This window comes from Actinomycetospora sp. ABD4_176 (genome assembly GCF_056311855.1).
On the sequence record NZ_CM149974.1, the window covers coordinates 71,002 to 97,996 of the forward strand.

The 26,995-nt window shown below is 71.5% G+C and carries 26 protein-coding genes and 2 tRNA genes; 9 read left to right on the forward strand and 19 right to left on the reverse strand.

Features of this window, described 5'->3' with window-relative positions; all coding sequences use genetic code 11:
- Positions 1 to 72 precede the first annotated feature (72 nt).
- Positions 73 to 1,500, forward strand: a complete 1,428-nt coding sequence (gene rox / locus ACYX4T_RS00285; RefSeq protein ID WP_476012590.1) for a rifampin monooxygenase — start codon at positions 73 to 75, stop codon at positions 1,498 to 1,500.
- Between the two features lie 63 nt (positions 1,501 to 1,563).
- Here the strand turns inward: rox and ACYX4T_RS00290 are convergent, their stop codons facing one another.
- Together ACYX4T_RS00290 and ACYX4T_RS00295 are read right to left on the reverse strand one after the other, a co-directional pair.
- The gene (locus ACYX4T_RS00290; RefSeq protein WP_476012591.1) at positions 1,564 to 2,526 is read right to left on the reverse strand and encodes an SDR family oxidoreductase; all 963 of its coding nucleotides are present in this window, start codon (positions 2,524 to 2,526) and stop codon (positions 1,564 to 1,566) included.
- 32 nt (positions 2,527 to 2,558) lie between these two features.
- Positions 2,559 to 3,290 (reverse strand): DUF3159 domain-containing protein, encoded by a 732-nt coding sequence (locus ACYX4T_RS00295; protein WP_476012592.1) that lies wholly within the window; start codon positions 3,288 to 3,290, stop codon positions 2,559 to 2,561.
- Positions 3,291 to 3,501: 211 nt separating this feature from the next.
- Between ACYX4T_RS00295 and ACYX4T_RS00300 the strand changes: the two genes are divergently transcribed.
- Positions 3,502 to 4,374 carry a helix-turn-helix transcriptional regulator gene (locus tag ACYX4T_RS00300; RefSeq protein ID WP_476012593.1) on the forward strand — a complete coding sequence of 291 codons (873 nt, stop codon included), beginning with the start codon at positions 3,502 to 3,504 and terminating at the stop codon, positions 4,372 to 4,374.
- 35 nt (positions 4,375 to 4,409) lie between these two features.
- Here ACYX4T_RS00300 and ACYX4T_RS00305 read toward each other — a convergent pair whose 3' ends face one another.
- Entirely contained in the window at positions 4,410 to 5,315 is a 906-nt protein-coding gene (locus tag ACYX4T_RS00305) for a LysR family transcriptional regulator (protein ID WP_476012594.1), read from the reverse strand.
- Between the two features lie 72 nt (positions 5,316 to 5,387).
- Here ACYX4T_RS00305 and ACYX4T_RS00310 point away from each other — a divergent pair, with 72 nt between their 5' ends.
- Positions 5,388 to 6,596, forward strand: coding sequence for an MFS transporter (locus ACYX4T_RS00310; RefSeq protein WP_476012595.1), 1,209 nt, complete (start codon positions 5,388 to 5,390; stop codon positions 6,594 to 6,596).
- Between the two features lie 48 nt (positions 6,597 to 6,644).
- Here the strand turns inward: ACYX4T_RS00310 and ACYX4T_RS00315 are convergent, their stop codons facing one another.
- The 4 genes from ACYX4T_RS00315 to ACYX4T_RS00330 all read right to left on the reverse strand — a co-directional run bounded on the left by ACYX4T_RS00315 (position 6,645) and on the right by ACYX4T_RS00330 (position 8,585).
- A complete protein-coding gene (locus ACYX4T_RS00315) occupies positions 6,645 to 7,322 on the reverse strand; it encodes an SRPBCC family protein (RefSeq protein WP_476012596.1) in 678 nt (225 codons plus the stop codon).
- A 2-nt stretch (positions 7,323 to 7,324) separates the two neighbouring features.
- On the reverse strand, positions 7,325 to 7,732 hold the full coding sequence (locus ACYX4T_RS00320) for an ArsR/SmtB family transcription factor (protein WP_476012597.1): 408 nt from the start codon (positions 7,730 to 7,732) through the stop codon (positions 7,325 to 7,327).
- A gap of 103 nt (positions 7,733 to 7,835) precedes the next feature.
- A complete protein-coding gene (locus ACYX4T_RS00325) occupies positions 7,836 to 8,369 on the reverse strand; it encodes a GNAT family N-acetyltransferase (protein ID WP_476012598.1) in 534 nt (177 codons plus the stop codon).
- 142 nt (positions 8,370 to 8,511) lie between these two features.
- Positions 8,512 to 8,585 (reverse strand) — tRNA-Gly (locus ACYX4T_RS00330).
- A gap of 413 nt (positions 8,586 to 8,998) precedes the next feature.
- Between ACYX4T_RS00330 and ACYX4T_RS00335 the strand changes: the two genes are divergently transcribed.
- Positions 8,999 to 9,072, forward strand: a tRNA-Pro gene (locus tag ACYX4T_RS00335).
- Between the two features lie 79 nt (positions 9,073 to 9,151).
- Here ACYX4T_RS00335 and ACYX4T_RS00340 read toward each other — a convergent pair.
- The 7 genes from ACYX4T_RS00340 to ACYX4T_RS00370 are packed head-to-tail and all read right to left on the reverse strand — an operon-like array spanning position 9,152 to position 13,196.
- Positions 9,152 to 10,378, reverse strand: coding sequence for a tyrosine-type recombinase/integrase (locus ACYX4T_RS00340; protein ID WP_476012599.1), 1,227 nt, complete (start codon positions 10,376 to 10,378; stop codon positions 9,152 to 9,154).
- Positions 10,378 to 10,563 (reverse strand): helix-turn-helix domain-containing protein, encoded by a 186-nt coding sequence (locus ACYX4T_RS00345; RefSeq protein ID WP_337702146.1) that lies wholly within the window; start codon positions 10,561 to 10,563, stop codon positions 10,378 to 10,380. The genes ACYX4T_RS00340 and ACYX4T_RS00345 overlap by 1 nt, the downstream gene beginning before the upstream one ends.
- A gap of 3 nt (positions 10,564 to 10,566) precedes the next feature.
- Positions 10,567 to 10,926, reverse strand: a complete 360-nt coding sequence (locus ACYX4T_RS00350) for a hypothetical protein (protein ID WP_476012600.1) — start codon at positions 10,924 to 10,926, stop codon at positions 10,567 to 10,569.
- Positions 10,923 to 11,147 (reverse strand): hypothetical protein, encoded by a 225-nt coding sequence (locus ACYX4T_RS00355; RefSeq protein ID WP_476012601.1) that lies wholly within the window; start codon positions 11,145 to 11,147, stop codon positions 10,923 to 10,925. The genes ACYX4T_RS00350 and ACYX4T_RS00355 overlap by 4 nt, the downstream gene beginning before the upstream one ends.
- Complete coding sequence (locus ACYX4T_RS00360) at positions 11,144 to 12,400, reverse strand: hypothetical protein (protein WP_476012602.1); 1,257 nt, start codon at positions 12,398 to 12,400, stop codon at positions 11,144 to 11,146. Before ACYX4T_RS00360 ends, ACYX4T_RS00355 begins: the two co-directional genes overlap by 4 nt.
- Positions 12,400 to 12,756: a WhiB family transcriptional regulator gene (locus tag ACYX4T_RS00365; protein ID WP_476012603.1), complete on the reverse strand. Its 357-nt coding sequence runs from the start codon at positions 12,754 to 12,756 to the stop codon at positions 12,400 to 12,402. The genes ACYX4T_RS00360 and ACYX4T_RS00365 overlap by 1 nt, the downstream gene beginning before the upstream one ends.
- Positions 12,753 to 13,196: a hypothetical protein gene (locus ACYX4T_RS00370; RefSeq protein ID WP_476012604.1), complete on the reverse strand. Its 444-nt coding sequence runs from the start codon at positions 13,194 to 13,196 to the stop codon at positions 12,753 to 12,755. The genes ACYX4T_RS00365 and ACYX4T_RS00370 overlap by 4 nt, the downstream gene beginning before the upstream one ends.
- 184 nt (positions 13,197 to 13,380) lie before the next feature.
- Here ACYX4T_RS00370 and ACYX4T_RS00375 point away from each other — a divergent pair, with 184 nt between their 5' ends.
- The 3 genes from ACYX4T_RS00375 (at position 13,381) to ACYX4T_RS00385 (ending at position 17,706) form a co-directional block, all read left to right on the forward strand.
- Positions 13,381 to 13,737: a helix-turn-helix domain-containing protein gene (locus tag ACYX4T_RS00375; protein ID WP_476012605.1), complete on the forward strand. Its 357-nt coding sequence runs from the start codon at positions 13,381 to 13,383 to the stop codon at positions 13,735 to 13,737.
- Positions 13,738 to 13,971: 234 nt separating this feature from the next.
- Positions 13,972 to 15,462: a helix-turn-helix transcriptional regulator gene (locus tag ACYX4T_RS00380; protein WP_476012606.1), complete on the forward strand. Its 1,491-nt coding sequence runs from the start codon at positions 13,972 to 13,974 to the stop codon at positions 15,460 to 15,462.
- A gap of 132 nt (positions 15,463 to 15,594) precedes the next feature.
- The gene (locus tag ACYX4T_RS00385) at positions 15,595 to 17,706 is read left to right on the forward strand and encodes a hypothetical protein (RefSeq protein ID WP_476012607.1); all 2,112 of its coding nucleotides are present in this window, start codon (positions 15,595 to 15,597) and stop codon (positions 17,704 to 17,706) included.
- Here ACYX4T_RS00385 and ACYX4T_RS00390 read toward each other — a convergent pair whose 3' ends face one another.
- The 3 genes from ACYX4T_RS00390 to ACYX4T_RS00400 all read right to left on the reverse strand — a co-directional run bounded on the left by ACYX4T_RS00390 (position 17,707) and on the right by ACYX4T_RS00400 (position 22,863).
- Entirely contained in the window at positions 17,707 to 18,843 is a 1,137-nt protein-coding gene (locus tag ACYX4T_RS00390) for a rolling circle replication-associated protein (protein ID WP_476012608.1), read from the reverse strand.
- Positions 18,844 to 20,440: 1,597 nt separating this feature from the next.
- The gene (locus tag ACYX4T_RS00395) at positions 20,441 to 21,469 is read right to left on the reverse strand and encodes a CNNM domain-containing protein (RefSeq protein ID WP_476012609.1); all 1,029 of its coding nucleotides are present in this window, start codon (positions 21,467 to 21,469) and stop codon (positions 20,441 to 20,443) included.
- Positions 21,466 to 22,863 carry a hemolysin family protein gene (locus ACYX4T_RS00400; RefSeq protein WP_476012610.1) on the reverse strand — a complete coding sequence of 466 codons (1,398 nt, stop codon included), beginning with the start codon at positions 22,861 to 22,863 and terminating at the stop codon, positions 21,466 to 21,468. Before ACYX4T_RS00400 ends, ACYX4T_RS00395 begins: the two co-directional genes overlap by 4 nt.
- A gap of 408 nt (positions 22,864 to 23,271) precedes the next feature.
- On the opposite strand from ACYX4T_RS00400, the gene ACYX4T_RS00405 reads away from it, so the two are divergent.
- Positions 23,272 to 23,634 (forward strand): DUF4180 domain-containing protein, encoded by a 363-nt coding sequence (locus ACYX4T_RS00405; protein ID WP_476012611.1) that lies wholly within the window; start codon positions 23,272 to 23,274, stop codon positions 23,632 to 23,634.
- On the opposite strand, the gene ACYX4T_RS00410 is transcribed toward ACYX4T_RS00405, so the two are convergent.
- Positions 23,615 to 23,941, reverse strand: coding sequence for a YnfA family protein (locus tag ACYX4T_RS00410; protein ID WP_476012612.1), 327 nt, complete (start codon positions 23,939 to 23,941; stop codon positions 23,615 to 23,617). The two genes, ACYX4T_RS00405 and ACYX4T_RS00410, sit on opposite strands and share 20 nt — an antisense overlap.
- Positions 23,938 to 24,744, reverse strand: a complete 807-nt coding sequence (locus ACYX4T_RS00415; RefSeq protein WP_476012613.1) for a pentapeptide repeat-containing protein — start codon at positions 24,742 to 24,744, stop codon at positions 23,938 to 23,940. Before ACYX4T_RS00415 ends, ACYX4T_RS00410 begins: the two co-directional genes overlap by 4 nt.
- Positions 24,745 to 25,349: 605 nt before the next feature.
- Here ACYX4T_RS00415 and tig point away from each other — a divergent pair.
- Positions 25,350 to 26,903: a trigger factor gene (gene tig / locus ACYX4T_RS00420; RefSeq protein WP_476012614.1), complete on the forward strand. Its 1,554-nt coding sequence runs from the start codon at positions 25,350 to 25,352 to the stop codon at positions 26,901 to 26,903.
- The last annotated feature ends 92 nt before the right edge of the window (positions 26,904 to 26,995 follow it).

Genomic DNA, 26,995 nt, shown 5'->3' on the forward strand with positions numbered 1-26,995 from the left:
CCCGGTGCCTTCCGCAGAATGCGCGCCCTGCGCATTCGCGCGGAATCGTCGTTGCGTTTCCCGGGAGGATTCTTGTCCGACGTGATCGTCGTCGGTGCCGGCCCTGCGGGACTGGTGCTGGCGAGCGAGCTGCGCCTGCACGGCGTGGACGTGCTCGTGCTCGACCGGGACGCGGAGCCCACCCCGGTCGTGCGCTCGCTGGGGCTGCACGCGCGCAGCATCGAGATCCTCGACCAGCGCGGCGTGCTCGACCGCTTCCTCGCCGTCGGGACCCAGCACCCCGTCGGCGGCTTCTTCGCCGCCATCCCCTCGCCCCCGCCCGAGCGGCTCGACTCCGCCCACGCCTACGTCCTCGCCATCCCGCAGCCCACCACCGACCGGCTGCTCGCCGAGCGCGCCGCCGAGCTCGGCGCCGACGTCCGGCGCGGCGTCGCGGTGGTGGGCCTCGAGCAGGACGCCGAGGGCGTGACCGTGGCGCTCGACGACGGTACGCAGCGCCGGGCGCGCTACGTCGTCGGTTGCGACGGCGGGCGCAGCACCGTGCGCCGGCTGCTCGGCGTTCCGTTCACCGGCGAGCCGTCGCGGACCGAAACGCTGATCGGCGAGATGGAGGTGGGGGAGTCGCCGGAGACGGTGGCCGCGGTCGTCGCCGACGTCCGCCGCACCCAGCTGCGCTTCGGCGTCGGGTCCCTCGCCGGCGACGAGGTGTACCGGGTCGTGGTCCCCGCCGACGGGGTCGCCGCGGACCGCTCCGTGCCGCCCACCCTCGACGAGGTGCGCGGGCAGCTGCGGGCGGTCGCGGGCACCGACCTCGGCGTCCACTCCCCGCGCTGGCTCTCCCGCTTCGGCGACGCCACCCGCCAGGCCGAGCGCTACCGGGTGGGCCGCGTCCTCCTGGCCGGCGACGCGGCGCACGTCCACCCGCCGGTGGGCGGGCAGGGGCTCAACCTCGGCATCCAGGACGCGGTCAACCTGGGGTGGAAGCTCGCCGCGGCGGTCGCCGGCTGGGCGCCGGACGGGCTGCTCGACACCTACGAGGCCGAGCGGCACCCGGCGGGTGCGGACGTCCTGTGGAGCTCGCGGGCGCAGATGGAGCTGATGTCCACCGAGCCCGGTGCCCGCGCGGTCCGGCGGCTGGTCACCGAGCTCCTGGCCTACGAGGACGTCCGGCGCCACCTCACCGAGAAGATCACCCGCACGGCGGTCCGCTACGACCTCGGCGGCGGGCACGACCTCGTCGGCCGGCGGCTGCGCGACATCGGGCTGGAGCGGGGGCGGCTGTACGCGCTGCTGCACGAGGGCCGCGGGCTGCTGCTCGACCAGACCGGCGCGCTGACGGTGGCGGGCTGGGCCGACCGCGTCGACCACGTCGTCGACGTCAGCGAGGAGCTCGACGTCCCGGCGGCGCTGCTGCGCCCGGACGGCCACGTGGCGTGGGCCGGCGAGGACCAGGAGGGGCTGTCGGCGACGCTGCCCCGGTGGTTCGGCGCCGCCGCCTGACGGTGCCGGCACGACAGGGCGCCCGCGGGCGGCCGACCGGCCGTCCACGGGCGTCCCTCGCCGTCAGGCGCGCGGCGCCGCCTGCGGGGACGTCGCGGGGAACGACACCCCCGTCATCTCCTGCGAGACCCGCCAGACCCGCTCGGCCTCCTCGATGCTGCGCAGCGTCGGCCACGACTTCTGCTCCCCGGGCGGGCCGCCCAGGCCGCCGAGGCCCTGGGGACCGTAGAAGTGCCCGCTGCGGGCCCGCGACGACGTCGCGGCGTAGAGGGCGGGGAGCCCGGCGCTCTCGGCGGTGCCGGCGAGGATGCCGTGGGCGGACAGGAAGCCGATCACCCTGCGGCCGCGCACCGCCTCGGAACGCCCGAGCTCGGGGCGGGCCATGAGCAGGTTCGACGGCGCGATGCCCGGGTGCGCGGCGTTGCTCGTGATGCCCCAGCCGCCGGCGCGGCTGCGGCGGTCGAGCTCGAGCGCGAAGAGCCCGAACGCGATCTTCGACCGCCGGTAGGCGCGCATCCCGTCGTAGGAGCGCTCCGCGTTCAGGTCGTCCCAGTCGATCGACCCGACGCGGGCGGCGATGCTGAGCTGGGAGGTCACCCGGCCGCGCGCGGCGCGCAGCAGCGGCAGGAGCTGGGCCACGAGGGCGACGTGGCCGAGGTGGTTGGTGCCCCACTGCAGCTCGAAGCCGTCGACGGTGGTCTGCCGCTCCGGCGGGGTCATGACGCCAGCGTTGTTGATGAGCAGGTCGATCGGCCGGTCCTCCTCGCGCATCGCGGCGCCGAGCGCGGCGACCGAGGCGAGCGAGGACAGGTCGAGCTCGCGCAGCGACACCGCGGCGCCGGGGACCTGCTCGCGGATGGCGCCGAGGGCCGCCTCGCCCTTGCGCGGGTTGCGGACCGGCAGCACCACCTCGGCTCCCGCGGCGGCCAGTCGCCGGGCGATGCCGACGCCGATGCCGTCGCTGGCGCCGGTGACGACGGCGCGGCGGCCGGTGAGGTCGGGGACGGTGAAGGGCGTGCGGGACATGGTTCCTCCTGGAGGTCCGAGATCGGGGCCGGCTACGGAGCGGCCGTGATCGCGCGGCGGGCGGCGACGAGGGTGACGGCGGCGATGACGGCGAAGACGGGGGCGGCCGCGACGCCGAGGGCGGCGAGGACGGCCGGCTGGTCGGCGAGGTAGGCGAACCCGCGCGCGACGAGGTTCACGGCGTGGAACGCGACGGCGGCGAGCGTGCTGAGGGTGTAGACGCGCAGCAGGCGGGCGTGCTCGCGCCAGTCCGCGGGGCCGCCGACGAGGCGGTTGAAGATCATGCCGGTAACCGGTCGGCGCACGAGGACCGAGCCGAGGAAGACCACCCCGAGCACCGCGGGGATGAGGGTCGGCAGCAGGAAGAAGGCCCGCGCCTCGCCGGAGAAGGCGGCGATGCCCGCGCAGACGCCGGCGACGGCGAGACCGATCAGCGCGCCCCGCAGCGACTCGCGGCGGGCCAGCCGGACGCCGAAGGCCACGGGCGCGGCGACGGCGAGGGCGATGAACGCCCAGGTCAGCCCGCCCACGGCGTCGGCGGCGACGAAGGCGATCGCGGGCAGGCCGGCGACGAGGATGCCCGTCATGCCCCCGGACCGCGCGAGGCTGCGGCGCAGCGCCGCGGACAATGTCGTCGGCTGGTCGTCGGTGTGGTCGTCGGTCTGGTCGTCCGGCTGGTCGTCGGGCCGGTCCTCGAGCCGGTGAGCGGCAGGACGAGCGGTGGCGAACCGCTCGGTCGGGGCGGCCGCGAGATCGTTCGTCATGGGAGCGCTCCTGGGGCGTCGGGGGTGGACGCCCTCGACACTCGCCCGTCGCCGCGGCGACAACCACGGCCTGCCGATCCGTGGCTGACGGGACCGCCCCGCCGCACGGCCATCGCCACCGTGCGGCCGAAGGGGGGATCGACGATCCGTGGCTCTCCGGAGCTCCGTGCCGGTAGGAACGAGGGAGCACCGAGGAGAGGGCGGGACGACGATGATCGATCGGGCCGGGCTGGCGGCGTTCCTCCGGCGCCGTCGCGAGTCGCTGCAGCCCGAGGACGTCGGCCTGCCGCGGGGGCAGCGCCGCCGCACGAGCGGGCTGCGGCGCGAGGAGGTCGCGGCGCTGTGCCACATGTCGACCGACTACTACGCGCGCCTCGAGCGCGAGCGCGGCCCGCAGCCCTCGGAGCAGATGATCGCGTCGATCGCGCAGGGCCTGCACCTGTCGCTCGACGAGCGCGACCACCTCTTCCGACTCGTCGGGCACCAGCCGCCCGCCCGCGGCGCGGCCAGCGAACACATCAGCCCCGGCCTGCTGCGCATCCTCGACCGGCTCGTCGACACCCCCGCCGAGATCGTCACCGAGCTCGGCGAGACCCTGCGTCAGACACCGATGGGCGTCGCGCTCACCGGCGACACGACCCACTACACCGGCCCGGCGCGCAGCCGCGGCTACCGGTGGTTCACCGACCCCGCCACGCGCGCGCTCTACGCACCCGAGGACCACGCGTTCCTCTCGCGGATGTACGCCGCGGGCCTGCGCCAGATCGCGACGATGCGCGGGCCCGGCTCCCGGGCCGCCGCGTTCGTGGACCTCCTGCGCGCCGAGAGCGCGGAGTTCCGCCGGCTGTGGGACGACCACGAGGTCGGCCTGCACCCGGCCGACACCAAACGCCTCGTCCACCCCGAGCTGGGGACGCTGACGCTGAACTGCCAGACGCTGCTCGACCCCGACCAGTCGCACCGGCTCTTCGTCTACACCGCCGTCCCGGGCAGCGAGAGCCACGAGAAGCTCCAGCTGCTCGCGGTCATCGGGGCCCAGCGGGTCGGCGCCGAGCTGCCGGCGCCCGCGTCCGACCGGGCGTGAGGGCGGCGCCCCCTCGCCACGGCGTCGGGGTCGGGTCACTCCGCGATCGACCCGGCGATGTCCGTGATCGACGTCAGCGCGTGGCTGATCACGGGCTGGGCGGCGGCGCCGGCGCGGGTCACCGCGACGATCCGCCGGACCGGGGCCGCGCGTCCGCCGAGGCGCAGGCGGACGATGTCGGTGCCGGGGTGCACCGGGGCCAGCCGCGGGAGCATGAAGATCCCGAAACCGTGGGCGACGAGCGCGGTGCCGGTGTCCCACTCGTCGGCGTGGTGGGCGACGGTCGGGCGGAAGCCGGCCGCCTGGCACGCGGCGAGGGTGAGCCGGTGGTACGCGCTGTCGGGCCGGCAGGTGATGAACGGCTCGGCGGCCGCGTCCCGCAGCGTCACCTCGGGCCGGGTGGTCAGGGGGTGCCCGACCGGGACGGCGAGGTCGATCGGGTCGTCGTGCACGGGGTGCTGCTCGAAGCGACGGTCGGTCGCGGGCGGGACGCGGTCGTCGACCACGAGCAGCGCGAGGTCGCAGTCGCCGGCCAGCAGCAGGTCGATGCAGCGCGCCGGCTCGGCCTCGACGACCTGGATCGCCAGGGCGGGGAAGCGCTCGCGCAGGGCGGCGGCCGTGGGGACGAGGAACCTCGTCGCCGCGGTCGAGAACCCGCACAGCCCGATCGTGCCCGGTGTGTCCTCGGCGCCGGCCAGCTCCGCGCGCGCGGTCTCGGCGCGGGCGTGCAGCGCCTCCGCGTGACGCAGCAGGACGTGGCCCGCCGCCGTGGGCTCCATGCGACGTCCGACCTGGCGCACCAGCGCCACCCCGAGCTCGTCGGAGAGCCCGCGCAGCTGCTGCGACACGGCGGACGACGTGAAGTGCAACGCCCTCGCGGCCGCACTGACCGAGCCGTGGTGGGCCACGAGCTGCAGCGTCCTCAACCGCGGGTCGATCATGTAGCGATGCTACGCGCTCGGTGAAGAAGCGTGCGCTGGTGCTGAACGATCGCGGTGCGCATCGTCGACGCCGTGACCGCTGCCGCGCCTGCCCCGACCGACCCCTCGACCCGGGCGCACTCCCGACCCGCGCAGGCGTGGGCGCTCGCGCTGCTCGCCCTCGGGGCCGCCGGTGCCGGGATCCCGAGCCCGCTCTACCCCGCCTACCAGGCGCAGCTCGGCTTCACCGACGTGACGCTCACGGCCGTCTACGCCGTGTACCCCCTGGTCAGCGTCCCTGCGGTCTTCCTGCTGGGCGCCCTGGGCGACCGGTTCTCCCCGCGTCGCGTCATGCGTTGCGGCATCGTCATCGCCGCCGCGGGATCCCTCGCCCTCGCCCTCGCGCCGAGCACCGCCTGGCTGATCCTCGGTCGTGTCGCCTACGGCATCGCGCTCGCCGTCGTCACCGGCGCCGGGGTCGCGGTCGCGACCAGCGGTGCGGACAAGGTGCGCGCGGGCGGGGTGTCCGCTGTCGTGTTCACCCTCGGCACGGGTGCGGGCCCCGTCCTCGGGGGAGCACTCACCGGGTTCGGGCCTGCTCCCGGCCTCCTGCCCTTCGGGGTGAACCTCGTCCTGCTCGCCGTCGTGTTCATCGGGCTCGGGACCGTGCGCGACCCCGGGGCCTCGATCGTGCGCACGGCGCCCGGCGGGGCCGGGACGACCCGCAGCGCGCGGAGGGCCCTCGTCGTCGCCGCCGTGAACGGGTTCCTCGGCTGGGCCGTGGTCGGTCTCTTCCTCGGGCTGATCTCCTCGGTCGCCGAACGCTTCCTCGACCTCGATGACCCGCTCCTGGCCGGAGGTCTCGCCGGTGCGCTGCTCGTCTGGTCGACGGTGACCATCCCCGCGGTCGGTCGACTGGGACCCCGCCGTGCCCAGCTCGCGGGCCTGGTCGCCCTGGCCACGTCACTCGTGGTCCTCGCGCTCGGCGTCGGCTCGCTCACCGCGGTCCTGACCGCCTGTGTCGTCGCCGGGCTGGCCAACGGCCTGCTCTACGGCGGGGCGACCACCGCCGTCGCCACCACGGCCACGGCGGAGCGGGCCAGCGGCACCGCCGCGGCCGTCTACTCCGCCTTCTACCTGGGCGCCGGGCTCCCGACCCTGCTGGTCGGCGTCCTCACGATCGCGCTGCCCCTCGACGCGGCGCTGTCGACGATCGCCGTCGCGACCCTCGCGCTCACCGCGGTCATGATCGTGGTCTCGGGCGTCGACAGCCGTCGGGCCGTCGCACCAGCGACCCGTTGAGGTGCGGTCTTGCCGGGGGGCGGGGACGGCGCCCGCGCGGCAAGCTCCTCAGCTCAGCGGCGAGCCGCTCGGCTGCGTCGCCGCGTCCCCGGTGGAGGTGTAGAACGCGGTCGTGGCCTCGACCGCGGCCGCGACGTGGTCCGGTTCGCCGCCGGCGGCCAGGTGGGCCTCGCCCCAGGCGGCGGCGCTGCGCCGGCTGAACTCGTGTCCGGCAGGCGAAGCCTCGAACTCCTCGTGGTCGAGAACGTGGCCACCGCTCAGGAACCTGGCGAGGGTGAGGAGGTGCAGGTCCCAGCCGACGCCTCCGGCGCCGGGACCATAGGTGGGGAACATGGGCTCTCCGACGGCCGCGGCATGGACCAGCTCGAACTCGGTGTCCCCGGCCGAGCCTGGAGACAGGCGCACCTCGACCTCGCTCGTGCCCGGCCACTCGTCGGCATCGGGCCCGAACATCCAGGACACCCGCAGCAGCCGCGGCGGCTCGCACCGGAGGATCTCACCGTGCTCGCCGCCCTCCAGCTCGAAGGCCCCGCCGACGCGCAGGTCGCCGGTGACCGGCTTCATCCAACGGCTCAGTCGCTCGGGGTTGGTGATGGCGTCCCACACGTCGTCGAGGTGCGCGTCGTAGCGGCGCCGGAGCTCCACGGTGTAGGCCTCGCCGGCGGGCAGGGTCGCCGTCCCCATCGTCCGGCGGGCAGCGGCCAGCTCGTCGAGCACATCCTTCATCGTCACGTCCCCTTCGCGGTCGGATCGGTCGTGTCTGGGTCCGTGCCGCGCTCCGGCGGTCGGGCGAGGACGTCGCCGGTCCGGCTCCGAGCCGCGCGCCTGCCCCGGGCCAGCTCGGTCTCGAGAGCATCGAGGCGCTGGTCCCACAACCGGCGGAACCGGTCCAACCACGCGTCGACCTCGCTCAGCGGCGCGGGCTCGACGGCGTAGAACCGGCGGGTGCCCGCTGCTCGCACCGACGCGAAGCCGCTGTCACGCAGCACGCGCAGATGTTGGGAGACCGCCGGCTGGGAGAGCCCGAACTCGGCCTGGATCACCTCCGTGATCGCACCGGAGGTCTGCTCGCCGTCGGCGAGCAGTTCCAGGACGCGCCGGCGCACCGGGTCGCCGAGGACGTCGAACGCGTGCACGAGCGCGTACTCTGCCGATCGAGACTTATATAAGTCAATAACGTTATTAGGCGACTACGCGGCTCGGCCACGGTTGGACCCCGCGTGGCGTCGCCGGCAGTTGTCAGTCTCGCAGCTCGTGCGAGAACAGACCCATGATCAGCTTGTCGTGCCAGGCACCTTCGGCGCGGTAGCCCTCGCGCAACCGGCCCTCCTCGACGAATCCGAGCTTGTCGTACACGTGGCGAGCGCTCTCGTTCTGGGGGAACACGCTGAGCCAGACCTTGTGCAGGCGCATGACGTCGAAGCCGTAGCGGCAGATGGTGCGGACGGCGTCGGTGCCGAGACCACGACCCCAGTAGTCGGTCTCGCCGATGTAGACGGCGAGCTCGGCGTCCCCGATCTCGGGCTTGGCTCCCCGCAGACCGACGAGTCCGACCAAGGTGCGGTCGGCGAGGGGCTCGATGGCGAGGTCGAGGCGCTCGTAGCAAGGACGCGTGACCACGTCGAAGCGGCTCTGGAACTGGTGGAACGACTCCGGAAGCCCGGTCTCCAGCCAGCGCACGACTGCGGGATCGTGCCTCCAGCGCCACGCGACCTCGGCATCGGAGGGCTCGAAGGCGCGCAGGGCGACCCGGCTGCCGGCGATCTGGACCATGCACCGAGGGTGCCCGACGCGGCTGTCCGGAGAGCCTCGAAGCCTCCGGCTGATCGCATGTCAATCACACGGCGAAGGCACCAGGAGCAGACGCCACGCCCTGCCGACGCGGCCGGCACCGCGCTGACCAGCGCGAACGCCGTGGAGCGGGCGACGGGAATCGAACCCGCGTAGCCAGTTTGGAAGACTGGGGCTCTACCATTGAGCTACGCCCGCGGCGGGCCGATGAGGCCCGCGACCACCGTAGCGGATGGGTTCTCCCCGCTCGGCCGCCTGGGGCACCGGCGTCCGGACCGCGCCGGGACCACGCCCTGACCATGACGTGACGGCCCGGCGACCGGCTCCTGAACGATCCCGATCGTGTCTTGACCGATCGACTGGAACGATCAGCCGAGCGTGACGTCCTACGAGTACGGCCCGGTAGGTATCTACTCCACGCCACCCTGGGTACGTCGGACGCCATCGAGGAAGGGAGTCGGGGATGAACACCGCACGCGAGGTCATCGACGGGGTCGAGGGCATCGAGGACGACCACATCGTCCGCGGGCTGGACTGACCGTCGTCATCACCGGGCCGGGAGGCAGCGGCGCCTCCGCGGTCGGCGGACCCCGCCCCTAGACTCGCCGCCACGGGGTGTGGCGCAGCTTGGTAGCGCACTCGCTTTGGGAGCGAGGGGCCGTGGGTTCGAATCCCGCCACCCCGACCGTATGTGACCTGCGTTGACGTGGTCGCGAGGGCGGTCGCTGACCCCCTCCTGACAACAGCCTGACAACAACGGGACATCACTCGCCCTCCCAGTCGATGGCGTCGAGGGCCTGGCGCATGGCGTCGAGGTTGGTGTGGGCGTAGATCGTCATGGTCACGTCGATGTCCGCGTGGCGGGCGATGGCCTGCACGACGTGCGGGGGAGTGCCGAGGCTCAGCAGCAGGCTCACCACGGTGTGGCGCAGGTCGTGGAGCCGGACCGCCGGCAGGCCGGCGCGGACCCGCAGCAGCGAGAAGTCTCGATCCAGGGCGCGCGGCTCGATCGGCGTCCCGATCTGCGTGGCGAACACGAGGCCGTGGTCCTGCCAGCACTCGCGCGCCTCGGCCCGGTCGGCGTCCTGGCGTTCGCGATGGGCGAGCAGCGCCTTCCGGGTCACCTTCGGTAGCGGGATCGTCGCCTCTGACGCCTCGGTCTTGGCCCGCTCGACGATGAGTCGGTCGCCGACTCGCTGGACGGTCTGCTCGACGGTGAGCGTCGCCGCCTCGAAGTCGACGTCCTGCCAACGCAGCCCGAGCAGCTCACCGCGGCGCAGGCCCAGCGTTGCGGCCAGGACGTAAGCGGCGGAGAAGCGCGTGTCCTCGGCGGCCGCGAGCAATGCGCGCGCCTGAGCGACCGGCAGCCCCTTGCCGATCTTGTACTTCGGTGTCTTGACCTTCACGAGCTTGGCGACATTGCGCGGGACCAGCTCCATGCGCTCGGCGTGCCCGAGAGCGTTCCGCAGCACCGCGTGGACGTACTGGAGCTGCCGCACCGACGGGTGAGAACCACAGCAGCGGCCGGCCGAGCAGCACTGCTCCTCGCGCGGCTTGTGGCGGTCCCGGCCGTTCGCGCAGCACAAGCACTTCTCGCGCAGGCCGGCCATGAACGCGCGGACCTCCGCGCCGGTGAGCTTCTCCAACCGCTTGCGCCCGAGCGCCGGCTTGATGTGCAGCCGGACCGCCGACTCGTAGCCCTGCCAGGTCGTGGCCCGCTTCTCGATCGCCACTTCCTTCAGCCACTCGTCGAGGAAGTCCCCGAGCGGGGTGGAGCCGTCCGGCGCCGCATCGCCGTTGGCGGACCGGGCCTTGAGCTGGTCGAGCTTGCCTCGGACCTCCTCGAAGCTGCGTCCGTAGACCCACTTCCGGCGGATCGCCCCCGAGGTCGTGTAGACGTACGCGGCGCCGGTCCAGCGGCCGTCACTGCGCTTGGTGATCGTTCCCTCGCCGTTGACCTTTCGACGTCGGCCGCGGTCGTCGCCGGCCATTACGCGACCGCTTCCGCTTCGACCAGCTGGGAGACGTACTCCTCCAGCGCGGTGCGGGGGATGCGCCGCGAGCCACCGATCTTGATGGAACGCAGCTCGCGGTTCCGGAGCAGGTCGTAGACCTTGCAGCGGCTGATCTTGAGGATTTCAGCGGCTTCCTCGGCGGTGAACAGCAGTGCGTCCATGGGTCAGTCCTCCGGTGTGTGGCGGCCGAGGTGGCCGAGGGCGTTGTGGGTCTGTTCGAGGTGGAAGGCCAGCTCGGTGAGGTCGTGGCGGGCGCCGAACAAGCCGGCGAGCGCGACAGTGAGAGTGAGCTTGGTGTCCGGCTCCCCGTCGCTGTCGCGGTCGTCGAAGTAGTCCGCCGGGTCGGCCCGGGTCATGGAGCGGGTAAGGAAGTCGGCGAGCTGCGGAAGCCGGCGGACGAGGTCGACGAGGCCACCGACGACGTCGTAGGCGTCGGGCGGGGTGATGGGGTCGCGGAAGGTGGCGTGGTTGGCCTGCGCCATGGCTTCCGCGGCGGTGGTGACGTGACGGGCGAGGTCGCTCATGGCCGATCCTCAGGGACGTCGGCGGCGCGGTCGGTAGCGGCGCCGAGCTGTTGGGCGAACTCGCCCGCGCTGCTCGACACCGCCGGGCCGAGGGTCGGGAAGGCGGCGAAGAGCAGCACGAGGGTCAAGACACCGGACACGAGCGCGGGCGCGGCGCGGTGGCTCTTGACCAGCAGGGCGGTGACGAGGCCGGCGATGATCACGATCGCGATGAGGTTCATGACTCGGCCCGCCGTCCGAAGCGCTGGACGCGGTCGACGTACTCGCCGTAGTCCCCGAGGTACGGCACGCGGATGCGCTCGCAGTCGCGCCCGAGCCCGGAGAGGTAGGCGACACCGGGGTCGGCGTTGGCGTGCTCCTGACCCAGCTGCCGGGCGTCGGCGCCGTGGAGCATCTCCAGCGAGTCGGCGGGCACGCGGAAGCTCAGGCGTAGGGCGAACTGGTCGCGGGCGTAGCCGCCACCGACGGCGGTCGCTTCGAAGCGCTGGGCGAGCATCAGGACCCGGAACGCGGCCTTGCGGCCCTCACTGAGGAGCCGGAGCACCGCCGTGCGGATGCGGTCGCCGACCGGGATGCCCTCGCCGCGCTTGGGCTTCGGCAGCGCATCGGCCGCCCGCAGCAGACCCGGCGCCTCCTCGAGCACCACGAGCACGGTCGGAGTGGCCGGCGTGGGCTCGATCTTGTCCCGGCGCGGCGGGACCGCCTCGAGTCGACGGTCCATCTCGGCGACGAGGTCCTCGAGCAGGACCGCATGAGCGACGAGGTCGCCCGTCCCGACGACTTGATGTGCTCGGTGGGCAGTGCCGTCCCAGGCGCGGCCGAGCAGCAGCCCGGTGATGTCCGAGCCGGCGACCAACACGTCGGGGGCGGCGGCGAGCTGGGAGAGCAAGCCGTAGCAGAACGCGGACTTGCCCGACCCGTTCTGGCCCTGCACCCCGAGGTGCGCGGGGTCGGCGATCGCGTGGCCGAGAGTGATGCCGTCCTCGGTGCGCCCCAGGACCACCGGCTCCGTGCCGGTCGGGACGGTGAGCGAGGGGAGCCCGAAGCCGTCGCGCAGCGGGTCGTGCTGGAGGACGACGAGTCGGACCCAGCGGCCGGCGAGTGGTTCGACGCGCAGTCCGTGGCCGCCGAGGGTGTGGGCGAGCCGGGGCCCGTTCTGCTTGGCGGTGAAGTCGCCGGGTTCCTGGCCGGGCAGCAGCTCGACGGTGAAGCGCAGCGGCGGGCCGGGTCGGACCTCGCCGACGCGCGGGGTGCGGACAGTGATGCCGGCGGCGACCTGGACGTAGTGGCAGATGTGCAGGCCGGTGCAGGCCTCGCGGAACTCCCCGCGGAGCGCGTGGGCGAAGGCGACGACGGAGGCCTCGTAGTCGCGCTGGGCGCGGCGGGCGCGGTGGCGGGACAGGAAGCCGGCGGGGCCGCGGGTGCGGCCGCTGCGGTGCCATCCGGGGGCGGGCGGGACGTGTTCGATGGACATCAGGGGGTCCTCTCGCGGCAGGTCGGGCACAGCTCGCCGTCCACCGCCGGGAGGGCGAACAGCAGCGAGCAGGCCGGGCACATGGGCTCTGAGTCGGCGACGGGGTCCGGGACGCCGGCCAGGCGGGCCCGGCGGATGGCGCGGCGGTCGGTGGGGGTCGTGGCGGCCCAGAGGCCGTAGTCCTGGCCGGTGTCCAGGGCCCAGCGCAGGCACTCGGTGGCGACCGGGCAGCCCTGGCAGATCGGGGCCACGGCCATCCGGTGGCGGGCGACGATCACGCTGGTGTCGTCGTCGGAGGGCGGAAAGAACAGCTCGGGGTCGGCGTCGCGGCACGCGGCGCGGGTCTGCCAGCTCATGACGTCGCCCCTGAGGTGGCCGCCTCGGAGGTCGACGCGGAGGAGCCAGCGTTGGCGGGCTGCTTGCCCGAGCGGGCCGGGCCCGTGGCGGTGAGAGGGCGGACCTCCTCGCACCGGTACCAGACCTGCGCGCCGATTGGCTCGCCGTCCCGGTTGCGCTTGTCCATCACGCCGATCTCGAAGCCGACGAGCTGGACCGGGGTGGCCGGCATGAGGTCCTGGCCCGGGTCCTGCTCGGCGACCACCCCCACGTTGATGATCTCGTTGGTAGCCCGCCCGAACTGCCGGAAGCGAGCGGCGAGCTGGAACTGCCACTTGGGCAGACCGTCCTTGGTGGTCTCCTGCCGGTAGTTGTCCCCGAACGCCGTCTTGGGCTCGCAGGACAGGAACAGCAGCGACTCGAAGGTGGCCGCCTGGTCGATCTTGAAGTTCTGGGGCATCGAACTCGTCCTCAACAGTCGGTAGCGGTTGTTCTAGCGCTAACTATAGCGCAAGGAATAGCGATAGTGGACGCGGTGAGTCGGAGGAGCCCGAGCGCTGGTCCCAGCGCTAGAGTCGGCGCTGGTCAGAGCGGTTGCCGGGCGCCGGGAGGCACAGGTGGCAGGGGAGTGGTCCGCGGTCGCGGTGGCGATCAAGACCCGCCTGGCCGAGCTCGGATGGACCCAGCAGGAGCTCTCGCAGCGCTCGCAGGTGAGCGTGGCGACGATCCGCCAGCTGCAGAACGACACGAGCAGCGCGCGCCGGCGCAATCCGCGGACGCTCACCGCCCTGTCCGAGGCGCTGGGATGGTCGCCGGACCACCTGGCTGCGGTGGCCGACGGCCGGGACCCGGCGGAAGACCCGGACGCCGACGATCCGATCGTGGCCGAGCTGGCGACCATCAAGGAGTCGTTGGCGATCATGAGTTCTCGCCTCGACGCGATCGAGCAGCAGCTAGCTGACGGCGACGAGCCAGAGCGAGACGCTCGGTCTGGCGACTGACGTCCTCGACCTGGCCGCGCAGCTCCGCGACCATGCGCAGCCGGCGCTGACGCCGTGCCGCTGGCGGCCTCGCCGCACTCGGTGACCGGTTCTCGCTCATGGCAAGAAGTCCAGTCGTCCGGGCTAGATCATCCGAGCCCAGCGACGTCCCAGCTCGTACCCGGCGTGGGGCCGAACCGGGGACATCGGAGAGACATGGCCATCCCGGACGCCCGGGCGGCCTACCGTGAGCCCATGGGACAGCCAGCAGCGGTGCGCCCGACGAACACCGAGCTGATCGCGCTGCGGGAGGACGCCGGCCTGTCCCAACAGGACCTCGCCGAAGCGTTGAGCGTGCTGTCGAACGACAAGTTCGACCGGCCGGTGGAGATCACGAAGAAGACCATCGGTCGGTGGGAGCGCGGCGAGGTCGAGTGGCCCCAGCCGTTCTACCGCCGGCTGCTCGCCGAGTACTTCGGCGTCGCGGTCGACGAGCTGGGGTTCCGCCGGCCACGTCCAACCCAGACGCCCAGGCAACGCAGCAGCGGTGAGACCGGCGAGCTGATGGCGATCCTGTCGACGCCGGGGGAGCAGGACCCCCAGGTGGCGAAGGACCAGGCCGACTGGAAGCGCGTGCGCGAGCAGCTCGGCGGCTCACGCCGTGCGCTGGCGGTTCTGGCCGAACAGCTCTACCCCGAGTACCGCGTCCCGGGGCTGGAGAACACGGGCGTCATCGCGCATCCCTCATGGCTGCCACCCGAGCCGATCCCGTTGCATCAGGTGGTGCTCGACCGCTTGGAGGACGCGGGGGAGCCGGCCATCACAGGCTCGGAGCGGGAGTCCGAGCTTGTACGGCCGCTGGCGTCGCCGACGCATCGCTACAAGCGGTACAGCCACGCCGTCCGAGACCTGGCGCCGCCGCGCCTCTTCGAGAACCGGCTATGTTTCCGACTCCTCGACGTCGACTGGAGCCGGCCGACCGAGCAACTGCGCTTCGGGTCGATGGGCTTCTTCGACGCCATCGACACCAACGAAGCGGTCGCACATGAGACAGCACTTCACCACGGCCGCGCCGGCGCCGACGGCAGCTTCCAGCTCGCGCAGGCCTCCTGGCGCCGGCTGTCCTTTCGAAAGCTTATCGCGGACCCCTTCGATCTTAACCGTCGCCCGGTTATGGGGGCCATCGGGACGTTGATGATTCGGAGCGGCGACTCACCGAGCATGGTGCTTCATCAGCGTGACGGCGCCAGTGTCGCTGGAGGTGGAAGAATGCTTCACCTCCTCCCTGCGGGTATCTTCCAGCCCAGCTCTGTAAGGCCGGATGCCATAGCAAACGACTTCTCTATCTGGCGCAATATTCAGCGAGAATGCGCGGAAGAGTTGCTTGGTCATGCGGAGTACGACGGTACTGGACGCCCGATCAATTACGACTCAAGTCCGTTCGCCGCCATGGACGAGGCGCTAGCTACAGGTCGACTTCGCCTCTACGTTCTCGGTGTGACAATTGACGCCCTCACGCTGGCTTGCGACATCATCACGGTCGCCGTCCTGCAAGGCGGTATCTACGATGAGCTATTCCCAGACGCTGTGAATCAAAATCCGGAAGGAGCGATCCCGACTAATGTGGTGCCTTTCGAGCAGAACACAATAATGACGATACGCAAGTCTGAAATCGCCTCTCCCGGCCTAAGTGCCGCTTTGGAGCTTGCATGGTCCCAGCGAGAGTGGTTGAGCGTGTACGCCTAGGCTCAGCGCGAAAGCTCAAGCCCAGGACGAGCCCGTTGCGGTACAGCCGAGTAACATCAAAGCTCGGTGCCGCGATAGTGCTCGGGAAAGGTTCAGTCTCTAGGGGGAATCCAATCTATGTCGGTTGATAGCATGAGGGCCCTGGTAGAGGCGCTACCCGCGCTTATCGGCGACCGACCTCAGAAGAAGCCGAAGGGCGCGCGTGCGCTGTCCTTCGTCGATGCCGTTCCCGCGGGATTCGTGTGGCCGGACCTACGAGACACGAATTTCCCGGCCGGCGCTCGAGTGGTTCTTATCGAGGCCCCTGGTGCGCTGGGCAAGAGTATGGCGGCAGCAGCAACGGCGGCCACTACTGGTTGGCCCATAGTCGACACATCAGCCGCACAGGTCGGTTCGTATTCGTTATCAGGCTTAGTGCAGGACGCCTTTGGTATTAGCTCCACCTATCTCGCGCGTTTGGCGGGAGGGTCTGCAGGAGTGGTCATTGATGCTCTAGATGAGGCTCATCTCAAGGCAGGCACGAGGAATTTTGAAGCGTTTCTCGATGATCTGAGCCGGATCGCGGAAGAGTCGCCTGGCCCCGTGAGCTTTGTGCTGTTCTCGCGACCAGACACCGCCTCGCTGATCAAGTTGCACTTCGCGGTTTCCGAGCACCCTCTTGGATCGGCTTCGCTCGATTACTTCAGCTACGAGCAGGCATGCGATTACATCGACAGCTATATGCAGCGCCAGATCGACGAAGGCAAGAGCGGGAGCTACGACGTTGCCTTCACGCACCGGCAGCCCTTTCTCGAACTGCGCGACGCTCAGATGGGAGAGATAGCTAGCTCGTTGCGAAATGGCGAGGTCTTAGCGCAGAATGCGTGGCCGGATGTTTGCAACTTTCTGGGATACGCACCAGTATTGTCAGTGCTCTCAGAGTTCTTGGCTGTACCCAACCCGCAGGCTGCCAAGAGTGCCGGAATGCAGCGTGGGGCGAATTCAGACGCGATTCTTCTCGAAATCATCGATAGTATTCTTCAGCGTGAGCAGGGTAAGTTTGTCAAGCAAACAACCGACGTCTTCCGTTCAGCGCAGTCGGCGCATGAGGGCTCGACTCCGGACTTTGAAAACCTCTACTCGCCGCGAGAGCAGGCCATTCGGCTCATAGCCCGAAAGTTCGACTGTCAGCTGGAGCCAAGTAGGGTCGTGTCCCTTCCTCGGTCGCTGGTCGAGGCGTACGAGGGTGCCTGTGAACGATTCATTGCCGATCATCCATTTTGGGCAGGGAATGAAATCGTCAACATAGTCTTTAATGACTACCTAGTAGCTTGCGCGGCCGCCGACACTCTCTGCTCAGACGCATTGACTCCCTGTCCAGATCGTACCGGGCAGCGAGTAGGTCCGTACTTCCATCAATTTGTTCATCAATTCGCGCCGCGCGAAGATGACTTGCCGACGATCAGTGATCAAGACGTGCCAGCACTGATCACATCGAATGCTCTGGCTGCGGCGAATACGACTGCGCCGACTATATGCACATATTACGATATCGTAGACGCCGATGGTGTTCTACTGCTGGCTGATGTGAACGAAGAAAAAGGCGACCCGCTCGAATTTCTGGTGAAGAGGGACAGTCAGATACTCTTCTTGCCGGAGAAGTTTAGTCGCGGGATATTCATAACCTCTTCGATGGTGGTCTTAGGACAGCGAGGAGAGAGGTTTCTGTATGGGCCCGATGCAACGATTTTTGCGGGAGAAGTTGTAATTGAGGCCGATGCGTTGTCGGTCAATTTGAATCGCCGCTCCGGAATCGTAGGTCCTTGCGGTATCGCTTCGAGGCGGGAAGCTATCCAGACGCCAGGGCTCCAGTCAGTTGAGGCCACTCACCCCGATTCGTTCACTGTAATTAGTGAGTGGGTGCGTCCCGTCCTGCAGCCTTTTAAGGGTTCCATTGCGCTTCCGTCGGGCGTGACGGTGGAGGAGTATATGGACTTTCGCGCCATCCTCCGTTCCTTCCGGCAAGGGGGTGGCTCGCGCCCAAGCGTGTATTACGAGAAGCTGGATCAGCGCGTCGTGAAGAATAGTAGCGAGCGAAAGACTATGCTTCGGCGTCTGATTGAGGAAGATATCGTCGTGTTGGAGCGTACTCAGTACTACTTGAACACGAATTCCCTAGCCGAGCATGGCGTGAACCTTCAGATGGTTGTCTCGGGCGAGCCCAACGATCCCGTGGGGTTCCTGATCAAGAGACTCGTTCGTTAGCTAGCTAGCTAGCTGGGGGGCGATGCCCTCGACCAAGAATGAGGCGAGCCTTGCCGCGAAGACCGGGCCTCGGCTGAGCGCGATCCAGCCGCGGTTGCCGTTGGTCATCAGACGGACGCGGGTACGGCTCCGGCGGAACCGAACTCGGCCGGTGGCCTGGTCGACGCGCGGCTTCCAGGTCTGCTGTGCGCGGCGCTGGGCCTTGGCCCAGCGACGGGCGGTGCGGCCGGCGCGGATGCCGTCCTCGGGGGAGACGTGGACGGTGCGGACGGCGCGTTGGAGGGTCCAGACGCCCCAGAACCGCCCGGGGCCGGTGCCGGCTTCGGACCACTCGGGTGGGACGTGGTGCTGGTACTCCTTGCTAGCCATGAGGCCGTGCTTGGTGAAGTAGGCCGCGACCCGGCGTGGGTCGGTGGCGCGCAGGCCCTCGGCGTAGTCGAGGGCGGTGCCGGCGCGTTCGTGGCGGCGGCGCTGCTCGGGGTCGGGGTGGTCGACGACGTCGGCCCAGGCCGCGGAGAGCCACATGGCGAACGTCTCGCCCGTGGTGCGGGCGCGGCCGTGGGGCGGGGTGCAGAGCATGTGCACGTGCGGGGCACCGCGACGCTGGAACTCCAGCTTCCACACGCACGCCCACTCCTCGCCCCAGGCGCGGGCGTAGCGCTTGCGCAGCGCCTTGAGGTGCCGCTTGAGCACCTGGCCGGTGGGGACGACGGTGAGCCAGTCGCCGGGGTAGGTCAGCGTCACCATCGCCGGGAGCCGGCCGGAGGCGTAGAGCGGGGTGTAGTCCAGCTCGCAGAGCCGTCGCACCATGTTCGCCCTGCTCTTGCGCGACCACGAGGTGATCGCCGTCCGCGGCGTCGGAGGTTCGGGCCACTCCCCGGTGGCGATGTGCGCGGCCACCGCGGCATCGACATCCTTCACGTGCGCCGCGCGGGCCCGTTCCTCGGTGCGTTCCCGGCGTGCCCAGTCGTGGCAGGCGACCGCGAACACTCCCGGTCCGACGGTCAGCTCCCACCGCGGCCCTTCCGCGAGCGTCCCGGGCTCCTCACGGATCGCGGGCAGCATCGCGGCCGCCGCGTCGACGAGCTCAGGAGAGGGGAACGCCGGAGTCCACAGCCCCGCCACCGAGTCCGGCACGGCGTCCGGGAGTGGCGTTTCGTCGAGGTCGTCAGACTCGGTGTCGGCGTGGTCGCTGGGCCCGCGGCCCGATATGGCACATAGAACAAGCCCAGGCCGGCCGCCTTCGGCGACCGGGGCGGCCGGGTCGGACGCGGCCGGCTTCCGCCGGCCGCTCCTGTCTTCGACCCGCGCCGGCGGGCCGGCCTCGCCTCCCACGGCCGCCACGGACGGCGAGGCAGCGGCAGGAGGCGTGTACGTGCGCCAGGGATCAGGCAGTGCGGGCAGCGACCGCCGCAACGAGCGAGCTGGCGACGACGCCGAGGACGAGCGGGACCGCGTGCTCGAGGTGGGGGAGTGGGACACGGCGAGGCCTCTCGGAGAGGCCGTCTCGCGGCGTGTGACCGCATGCGGACGCGCGGCATCGCCACAGGACCCGTCGGGGTCTGCGGTGTGGGCGCGTCAGATAGGCCGTCTCGCGGCCCTGGTGGTCAGAGCGGCGAGACGGCGGCGGACGGAATCAGCGAGGGGAACGTGAGCCTTCGGCGACAAGGCGCTCCGCCCTGGACCAGGGCACCGGCCTCAGGAGAGGGGGCCCGAGTGCCGAGCGGGTCGGGAGTGCGGTGGTGGTCGGGACGGGGTCTCGCCCTCGCCGGCGCTTCCGGGGTCTGACAGCCCGCTCGCACCGCCGCAAGGGCCACGGTCAGCAGGTGAGCCGGCGGCAGAGTCCGAGGTGTGGCCCTTGCCCCGGCACGATCGACCTGTCCGAGGCGACCCCGCGCCGCCGAGGGAGAGACCCCGAAGGCGGCCCCTGTGCGGCTGAGAGCCGGTAACGGTGTTCCACAAGCGAACGATGTCGTCGTCAGTCGCGCCGCTGGGGCGCAACGAATCGAGGGAGCGTCGTGGGACTCATGCGGAAGTTCACCAGCCTCCTCACGCTCGGCGCCTTGACGTGGTGATGTCGCAACGCGAGCTGCGTGCCGCACGCTCGATCCCTCGGGACCCTGCGAGCACCGATCGACGGGGTCCGCATGCCCCGGCCGAGAATCCTCCGCCTCCGAGCACGCCCGCGCCTGCTCCCGACCATTCGGTGCGCACGGCCTCGGGCGGCCTCCCGGGTCGCCGACGCGGGCACTAAGAGGATGACCTCGCCGTAGACGCGCTGAGCTGCGCTCGCACGCTTGTTCGATGGACACGAGCAGATTACGGCGCCACGCTGCTCGATCATGCGACTGATCCGAACTTGGCTCGCCCTCCGGCGCGAGGGACGGGGGCTCAGCTTGTGGGCCGTCGCCCGCGGCTGGAGCTGACAACAGCCGTACAACAGTCGACCCGAGTACGAGGCCGTTCGGGTAGACGGACCCGGAGCATCGCCGCAGCTCAGAGCGGGTCCAAGTACCTACTCGTACAAGGTCCGAGGGCTTTGGGAGCGAGGGGCCGTGGGTTCGAATCCCGCCACCCCGACCGTAGGTGACCTGCACGAACTTTCCCGGCGCGCCTCCTGGGCCGCGCTAGGGGGCCGCGACTGCACCCGTTGCTGCATCGACGGCGCTCCGAGGTCGTCCTCCGTCGCCAGGCCGGCCGGTGATCGGCGAGCCTGCCGACCCGGTGGCAGCCGTCAGCCAGCCGCCCTGACCGTTGCTCCGGCGCCGGGGAGCACACGGCGCACGACGTCGGTCAGGGTGACGACGCCGACGAGGTCCGGGCCCTGCTCGACCACGGCGAGCTGCTCGCGCTGCTCGCGCATCTGGCGCAGCAGCTCGTACACCGGTGTCTCCGCCTGGACGCGGAGGGCCGGGCGCGCCATCTCGGACGCTCGCTCGCCGGCGTCCGCCCGCATCGTGTCGCGGACGTGCACCACGTGGCCCAGTCGGCCGGCGTGGTCGCGCACGAGGATGCGCAGGTGACCGGACGCCCGGGCGGCGGCGCGGACGTCGGCCACGACCGCGTCGGCGTCGACGGCCGTGGGCGTGGCGTCGGGGGTCGTGATGTCCGCGACCGTCAGCCCCTGGAGCTCGATCACCTCCGACAGCTGCGTGCCCAGCTCGGGCTCCAGCACGCCGGCCTTCTCCGAGTGCTCGACGAGGCTGCGGATCGTCGCCGCGTCGCGCCCGCCGACGGCGGCCCGGTCGACCGGGTCGACGCCGGCCCGGGCGACCAGGCGGTTGGCGATCGCGTTGACCCACAGCAGGAACGGCCGGAGGAAGAAGGTGAAGCCGCGCGAGGGGATGCCGATGAGGCGGGCGGCGAACTCGGGGTGGGCGATGGCCCACGACTTGGGGGCCATCTCGCCGATCACCAGGTGCAGGAACGTCACCGCGAACAGGGACAGGGCGAACGCCGCGCCGCCGGCCAGCCACGTCGGCAGGCCCAGGGAGTCGAGCACCGGCCCGAGCCAGGCGTCGACCGCCGGCTTGGTGATCGCACCCAGCGCGAACGTGCAGGCCGTGATGCCCAGCTGGGCCCCGGCGAGCATGACCGTGAGCTCGTTCATGCCGCGCAGCGCCGCCCGTGCGGCGGGGCTGCGTACCGCGTCCTGCTCCAGGCGGTGCTTGCGGGCGCCGATCAGGGCGAACTCGATGACGACGAAGAAGGCGCTGAGCACGATCAGCAGCGCCGTGACGGCGGTGACCCCCCACGGGTTCATCGGTGGTCCTCCGCGTGCCGGTCGTCGGTCGGCCCGGGTGCGCCGGCCGGCGGCAGGTGGACCCTCAGCACGCTGGGGACGTGGCGTTCGACCTTCATGACCTCGATGTCGAGCCGGCGCGGCCGGAGGTCCTCACCGACCATGTCGGCGGCCTCGTGCGGCAGTTCGAGTTCGACGGTGTCGCCCGGCGCGGGCAGGTCCCCGCCGTGGGCGATGATCAGACCGGCGAGGGTCTCGAAGTCGCCCCGGGGGAGCTCACGGCCGATGACGCGCTCGGCCTCGTCCAGGGGCAGGTCGCCGTCCATGATCCACGCGTCCTCGCCGTCGGCCTCCGCGGCGGCGGCGTCGTCCTCGTCGTCGTGCTCGTCGCTGATCTCGCCGACCAGCTCCTCGGCCAGGTCCTCCATGGTCAGGACCCCGCTGAGGCCGCCGTACTCGTCGATGACGCACGCGAGCTCGTTCCTGCTGCGGGTGAGGCGCTCCAGCGCATCGGGCAGCGGCATGAGGGTGGGGATGACCAGTGCCGACCGCATGAGCGTGGTCACCGGGCGGTCGTCGGTCGGTTCGGCGACGAGGACGTCGGACAGGTGCACGACGCCGAGAGGCTCGTCGTGCGCGCCCAGCACGGGGTAGCGGGTGTGCCCGGTGGACATGAGGGCCCACATCTCGGCGACGGTGGTCTCCGGGGCCACGACACCCACCCGCGCCCGCGGGATCATGGCGTGCTCGACGTCGCGGTCGGGGAAGTCGAGGATCCGGTCCAGCAGCACCGACAGCTCGTCCGGCAGGTCCCCGCTCGTGCGGGAGTCGTCGATGATGTGCTCGAGGTCCTCGGCCGTCGCGCTGCTGTCGATGTCGTGCACGGGCTCCACGCGCAGCAGGCGCAGCACGGCGTTGGACGACATGTCGAAGAACGCGATGAGCCAGCCGAACACGGCCAGGTACAGCTTGGTCGAGCGGGCCAGGGCCTTGGACAGCGGTTCCGGGGCGGCGATCGCCAGGTTCTTCGGGAACAGCTCCCCGAAGACCATCTGGACGACCGACGCCAGGACCAGCGCGGTCACGGTGCCCACGGCGATGCCGACGCCGGTGGGGACACCGCCGGCCCCGAGCAGGGTTCCGAGCGACTCACCGATGAACGGCTCGGCCACGTACCCGACGAGCAGCCCGGTCACGGTGATCCCGAGCTGGGCCCCCGACAGCATGAACGACGTGCGCCGCGTGACGTCCAGCGCCCGCTTCGCGCCGTCGTCACCGCCGTCGGCCGCGGCCCGCAGACGGGACCGGTCGACGGACATGTACGCGAACTCCTGCGCCACGAAGTAGCCGTTCGCCGCGATGATCGCGGCCGTCAGCAGCAGGCCGAGCAGGAGCAGCAGCACCGCGGTGATCACGTCGTCGCTCCGGTGGGTGCCCCGGACGGTCTATGGCTGGGGTCGTCGGATGCCGACTCCTCCGGAACCTCCTCGACGGACGCCTCGGGTCGAGGAGGGGTGCTGCTGGTGGGCACGCGCGCTGTTCCTCCTGCTGGGACGCACCGCTCACCGTCGCGGCGCCGTGGTCGGGGTTCGTGGGGACGTAGCGTCGCGCGCGCGGTGCTTGACACCTGTGAAGCGCGGCGGCGTCGGGACGCCGACGGGAGCGACCCGCAGGCACCAGCGACGTGACGCCGCGCGAGGATGGCGGCCGCGGTTCACGCGAGCAGCCGCCCCGGCGGCCCTGCTGTGACAGGTGGCTCTTCACCGGCAGGGCCGCCACACCATCACGCCGAATCGCCTCGCGTGCCGCGGGACGATCGGGGCATGGCGACGACCCGCGAGATACACGGCGTCCGCGTGCTGGTCCTCGACCGCGAGGGCCCGGCGGTCGGCGACGAGGCCACCGCGCTCGACGTCATCGGACAGACGTACGGCACGGGGGCCGACGTCGTCGCCATCCCGGTCGAGCGCCTCGACCCGGCCTTCGCCCGGCTCTCCAGCGGCGTGGCCGGCGCGGTCGTGCAGAAGTTTGTGAACCACCGGCTCCGCCTGGTGGTGGTCGGCGAGCTGGGCGCCACGTCGGGGCCGGTGGCCGACTGGGTCCGCGAGGCGAACCGCGGCCGCGAGCTGTGGTTCGTCGGCGACCTCGACGAGCTCGCGGAGCGTCTCAGCGGGGCGCGTACATGATGACGCCGACCCCGATGAGGCAGATGACCGCGCCGACGATGTCGAACCGGTCGGGCCGGTAGCCGTCGAGGACGACGCCCCACGCCAGCGAGCCGGCGACGAAGACCCCGCCGTACGCGGCGAGCACCCGGCCGAAGGCGGCGTCGGGCTGGAACGCGGCGACGAACCCGTAGCACCCGAGCGCGATCACCCCGAGCGCGGCGAGCCACCACGCCCGTCCCTCGCGCACCGCCTGCCACACGAGCCACGCACCGCCGATCTCCAGCACGGCGGCGAGCACGAAGAGCGCGATCGAGCGGACGGTCACCGGCCGGACGGTAGAGCAGCCCAGTGGTCAGGGCGGGTGAGATGGGCGGGCACGGTGGTGGCCGCGTCACCCCGCGCGGCGGCGAGCTGCGGGGCCGTGAGCAGCAGCGCGCCCTCCAGGCGGGCGCCGCGCACGTCCGCACCGCGGAGGTCGGCGCCGAGCAGCTCGGCGCCGTCGAGGTCGACGCCGCGCAGGTCGGCCCCGACGAGCAGCGCGCCGCGCAGCCGGGCGGCGCGCAGGTCGCGGCGGCGCAGGTCGGCGCCCAGGAGGTCGGCGCCCCGCAGGTCGGCACCCGGCCGGCCGGCGTGGACGGCCGCGACGTAGTCGTCGAACAGCGCCCCCGCCTCGCGGCGCACGGCGCCGACGTCGACGACGGCGAGGGCGTCGGGGTCGCCGCGCACCGTCTCCTCGACGCGGGCGACGAGCGCGGCCGCGTCCGCGCCGAGCGCGGCCGAGCGGGCGGCCTCGTCCAACAGGGCGAGGACCTCGTGCAGCGGCCGCAGCACCTCGAGGGCGTCGAACATCGCCGGGACCCGCCGGCCCGAGCCCCCGAAGGTGACCTGCACGACCTGCTGCCCCGCGCCGAAGCAGTCGAACACCACGCAGCCCGGGAAGCCGCGGGGCCGCAGGCGGTCGTGGATGGCACAGCCGTGGTCCGGCCGCAGGTGCCGGCACGGGGTGTGCGCCGGCTTGTCGACGGCGAAGTCGGCCGAGGCCGCGAACGACGGCCCGACGCAGCACAGCGCCAGGCACGCCGAACAGTCCGCGGACCTCGCGGGTGACCCTGCCGCCGACCGGGTCACCTCAGCGTCGCGTGCGCTTGCGCCGCTTCGTGCCGTACCCGGCGAGCACCTCGAAGGTCTCGAGGGCACGCTCGATGTTGAGGCGGATCTTCTTCATGGGGCTCACGTCCTCCTCCTCGTGACGGGGCCCCGCCGATCGGGGAGCGGTGGCGAGGCCTCCCCACGGTGCCAGCCGCGAGCGGGACGTCCAACGTCGCGACGAGGGGGCGTCCTGTCCTCCGAACGGACGCAACCCTCGGCGTGTCGCGACCGGGACGAGCGACGCGTCGTCCGTCCCGAGAGACGGGCGGCAGGAGGACCGCCCCGGGGACCCGCCACGCGCCGCCCGCCGTGAGGTCGGCGGTCGCCGCGGAGAGGTCGGCGGCTCGCGCGGACCCGCCGGGCGGGCGCCACGGCGAGCAGACAGGGGTCACGTCTAGACTCGCCGCCACGCCCGGGCGGGCGCGTCAGCAGGTTCAGGCACCGGTGCTCCGGTGCTCCTCGACCGTGAGCGGTGAGGACGGCCTCCCGCGTCACGCCACGGACCGACCCGCCCGTACGCCCACGGTGTTCCGGCCGGGTCACTGCACGAGCGCACGATGGCCTGCCCCGAGGAGAGACGACCAGTGAAGTCCACCGTCGAGCACCTGTCGCCGACGCGCGTCAAACTCGCCGTCGAGGTGCCCTTCGACGAGCTCAAGCCCAACTTCGACCGGGCGTACAAGAAGATCGCGCAGCAGGTGCGCATCCCGGGCTTCCGCCCCGGGAAGGCGCCCGCGCGCATCCTCGACCAGCGCCTGGGTCGCGGCGTCGTGCTCGAGGAGGTCGTCAACGAGGCCGTCCCGGCCAAGTACGGCGAAGCCGTCTCCGAGGCCGAGGTCCAGCCGCTGGGCCAGCCCGAGATCGAGGTCACCGAGATCGAGGACGGCGACAAGCTCGCGTTCACCGCCGAGGTCGACATCCGCCCCGAGATCACGGTGCCCGACTACACCTCGATCGCCGTCGAGGTCGACGACGCCGAGGTCACCGACGACGACGTCGACGAGCAGCTCAAGGGCCTGCAGGCGCGCTTCGGCACGTTGACCGGCGTCGACCGCGCCGTCCGGAACGGCGACTTCGTCGTCATCGACCTGTCCGCGACCGTCGACGGCGAGCCCGTCGAGGAGGCCCAGACCTCGGGCATGTCCCACGAGGTCGGCTCGGGCCAGCTCATCGAGGGCCTCGACGAGGCGCTCGAGGGCATGACCGCGGGCGAGACCAAGCAGTTCACGACGAAGCTCGTCGCGGGCGAGCACGCCGGCAAGGACAGCGAGGTCTCGGTCACCGTCCAGTCGGTCAAGGAGCGCCAGCTCCCGGAGGCCGACGACGAGTTCGCCCAGCTCGCCAGCGAGTTCGACACGCTCGACGAGCTCAAGGACGACCTGCGCACCCGCTACTCGCGCGTGAAGAAGATGGAGCAGGGCAGCCAGGCGCGCGACCGCGTGCTCGAGGCCCTGCTCGAGGCCGCGGACGTGCCGCTGCCCGAGTCGGTCGTGCAGTCCGAGGTCGAGGTCCGCGCGCACGAGGCGATCCACGAGTTCGACCACGACGAGGCGCGCCTCACGGAGTACGTCGAGTCCCAGGGCCAGACCCGCGAGGAGTTCGACACCGAGCTGCGCACCAACGCCGAGCAGGCCGTGAAGACCCAGCTGCTCCTGGACACCATCGCCGACGAGGCGGGCGTCCAGGTCGAGCAGCAGGAGCTCATGGAACGCATCATGATGCAGGCCCAGCGCTTCGGGGTGAGCCCCGAGGAGTACATCCAGCAGGCGCAGCAGGCCAACCAGCTCGGCGCGATCTTCGCCGACGTCCGGCGCGGCAAGGCGCTGGCCACCGTCGTGCAGGCGGCCACGATCACCGGCCCCGGCGGCGCCGAGGTCGACCTGTCCGAGCTCTTCGGCACCGCCGGCGAGGTCGAGGGCGAGACGATCGACGAGGCCACCGAGGACACGCCGAGCCCCGACGAGGACGCGCCCTCCGCGCAGGGTGCGGACACGGCCGCCGGCCCGACCGACGGCAGCCAGGTGGCCGCCGCCGACAGCGACGCCAGCGACCCCGCCTCGCCCAGCTCGCAGGTCGAGGCCGACGACACGGCCGACACCGAGGTCGTCGGCGCGCCCGACTCCACCTCGCGTACCTGACCCCGAGCCCGTCGGGCACCGGTACCCGACGGGCCCTCCCGCGTCTTAGTGACCCGTCCGACGGCCGTTCCATCGGCCAGGAGCGAACACGG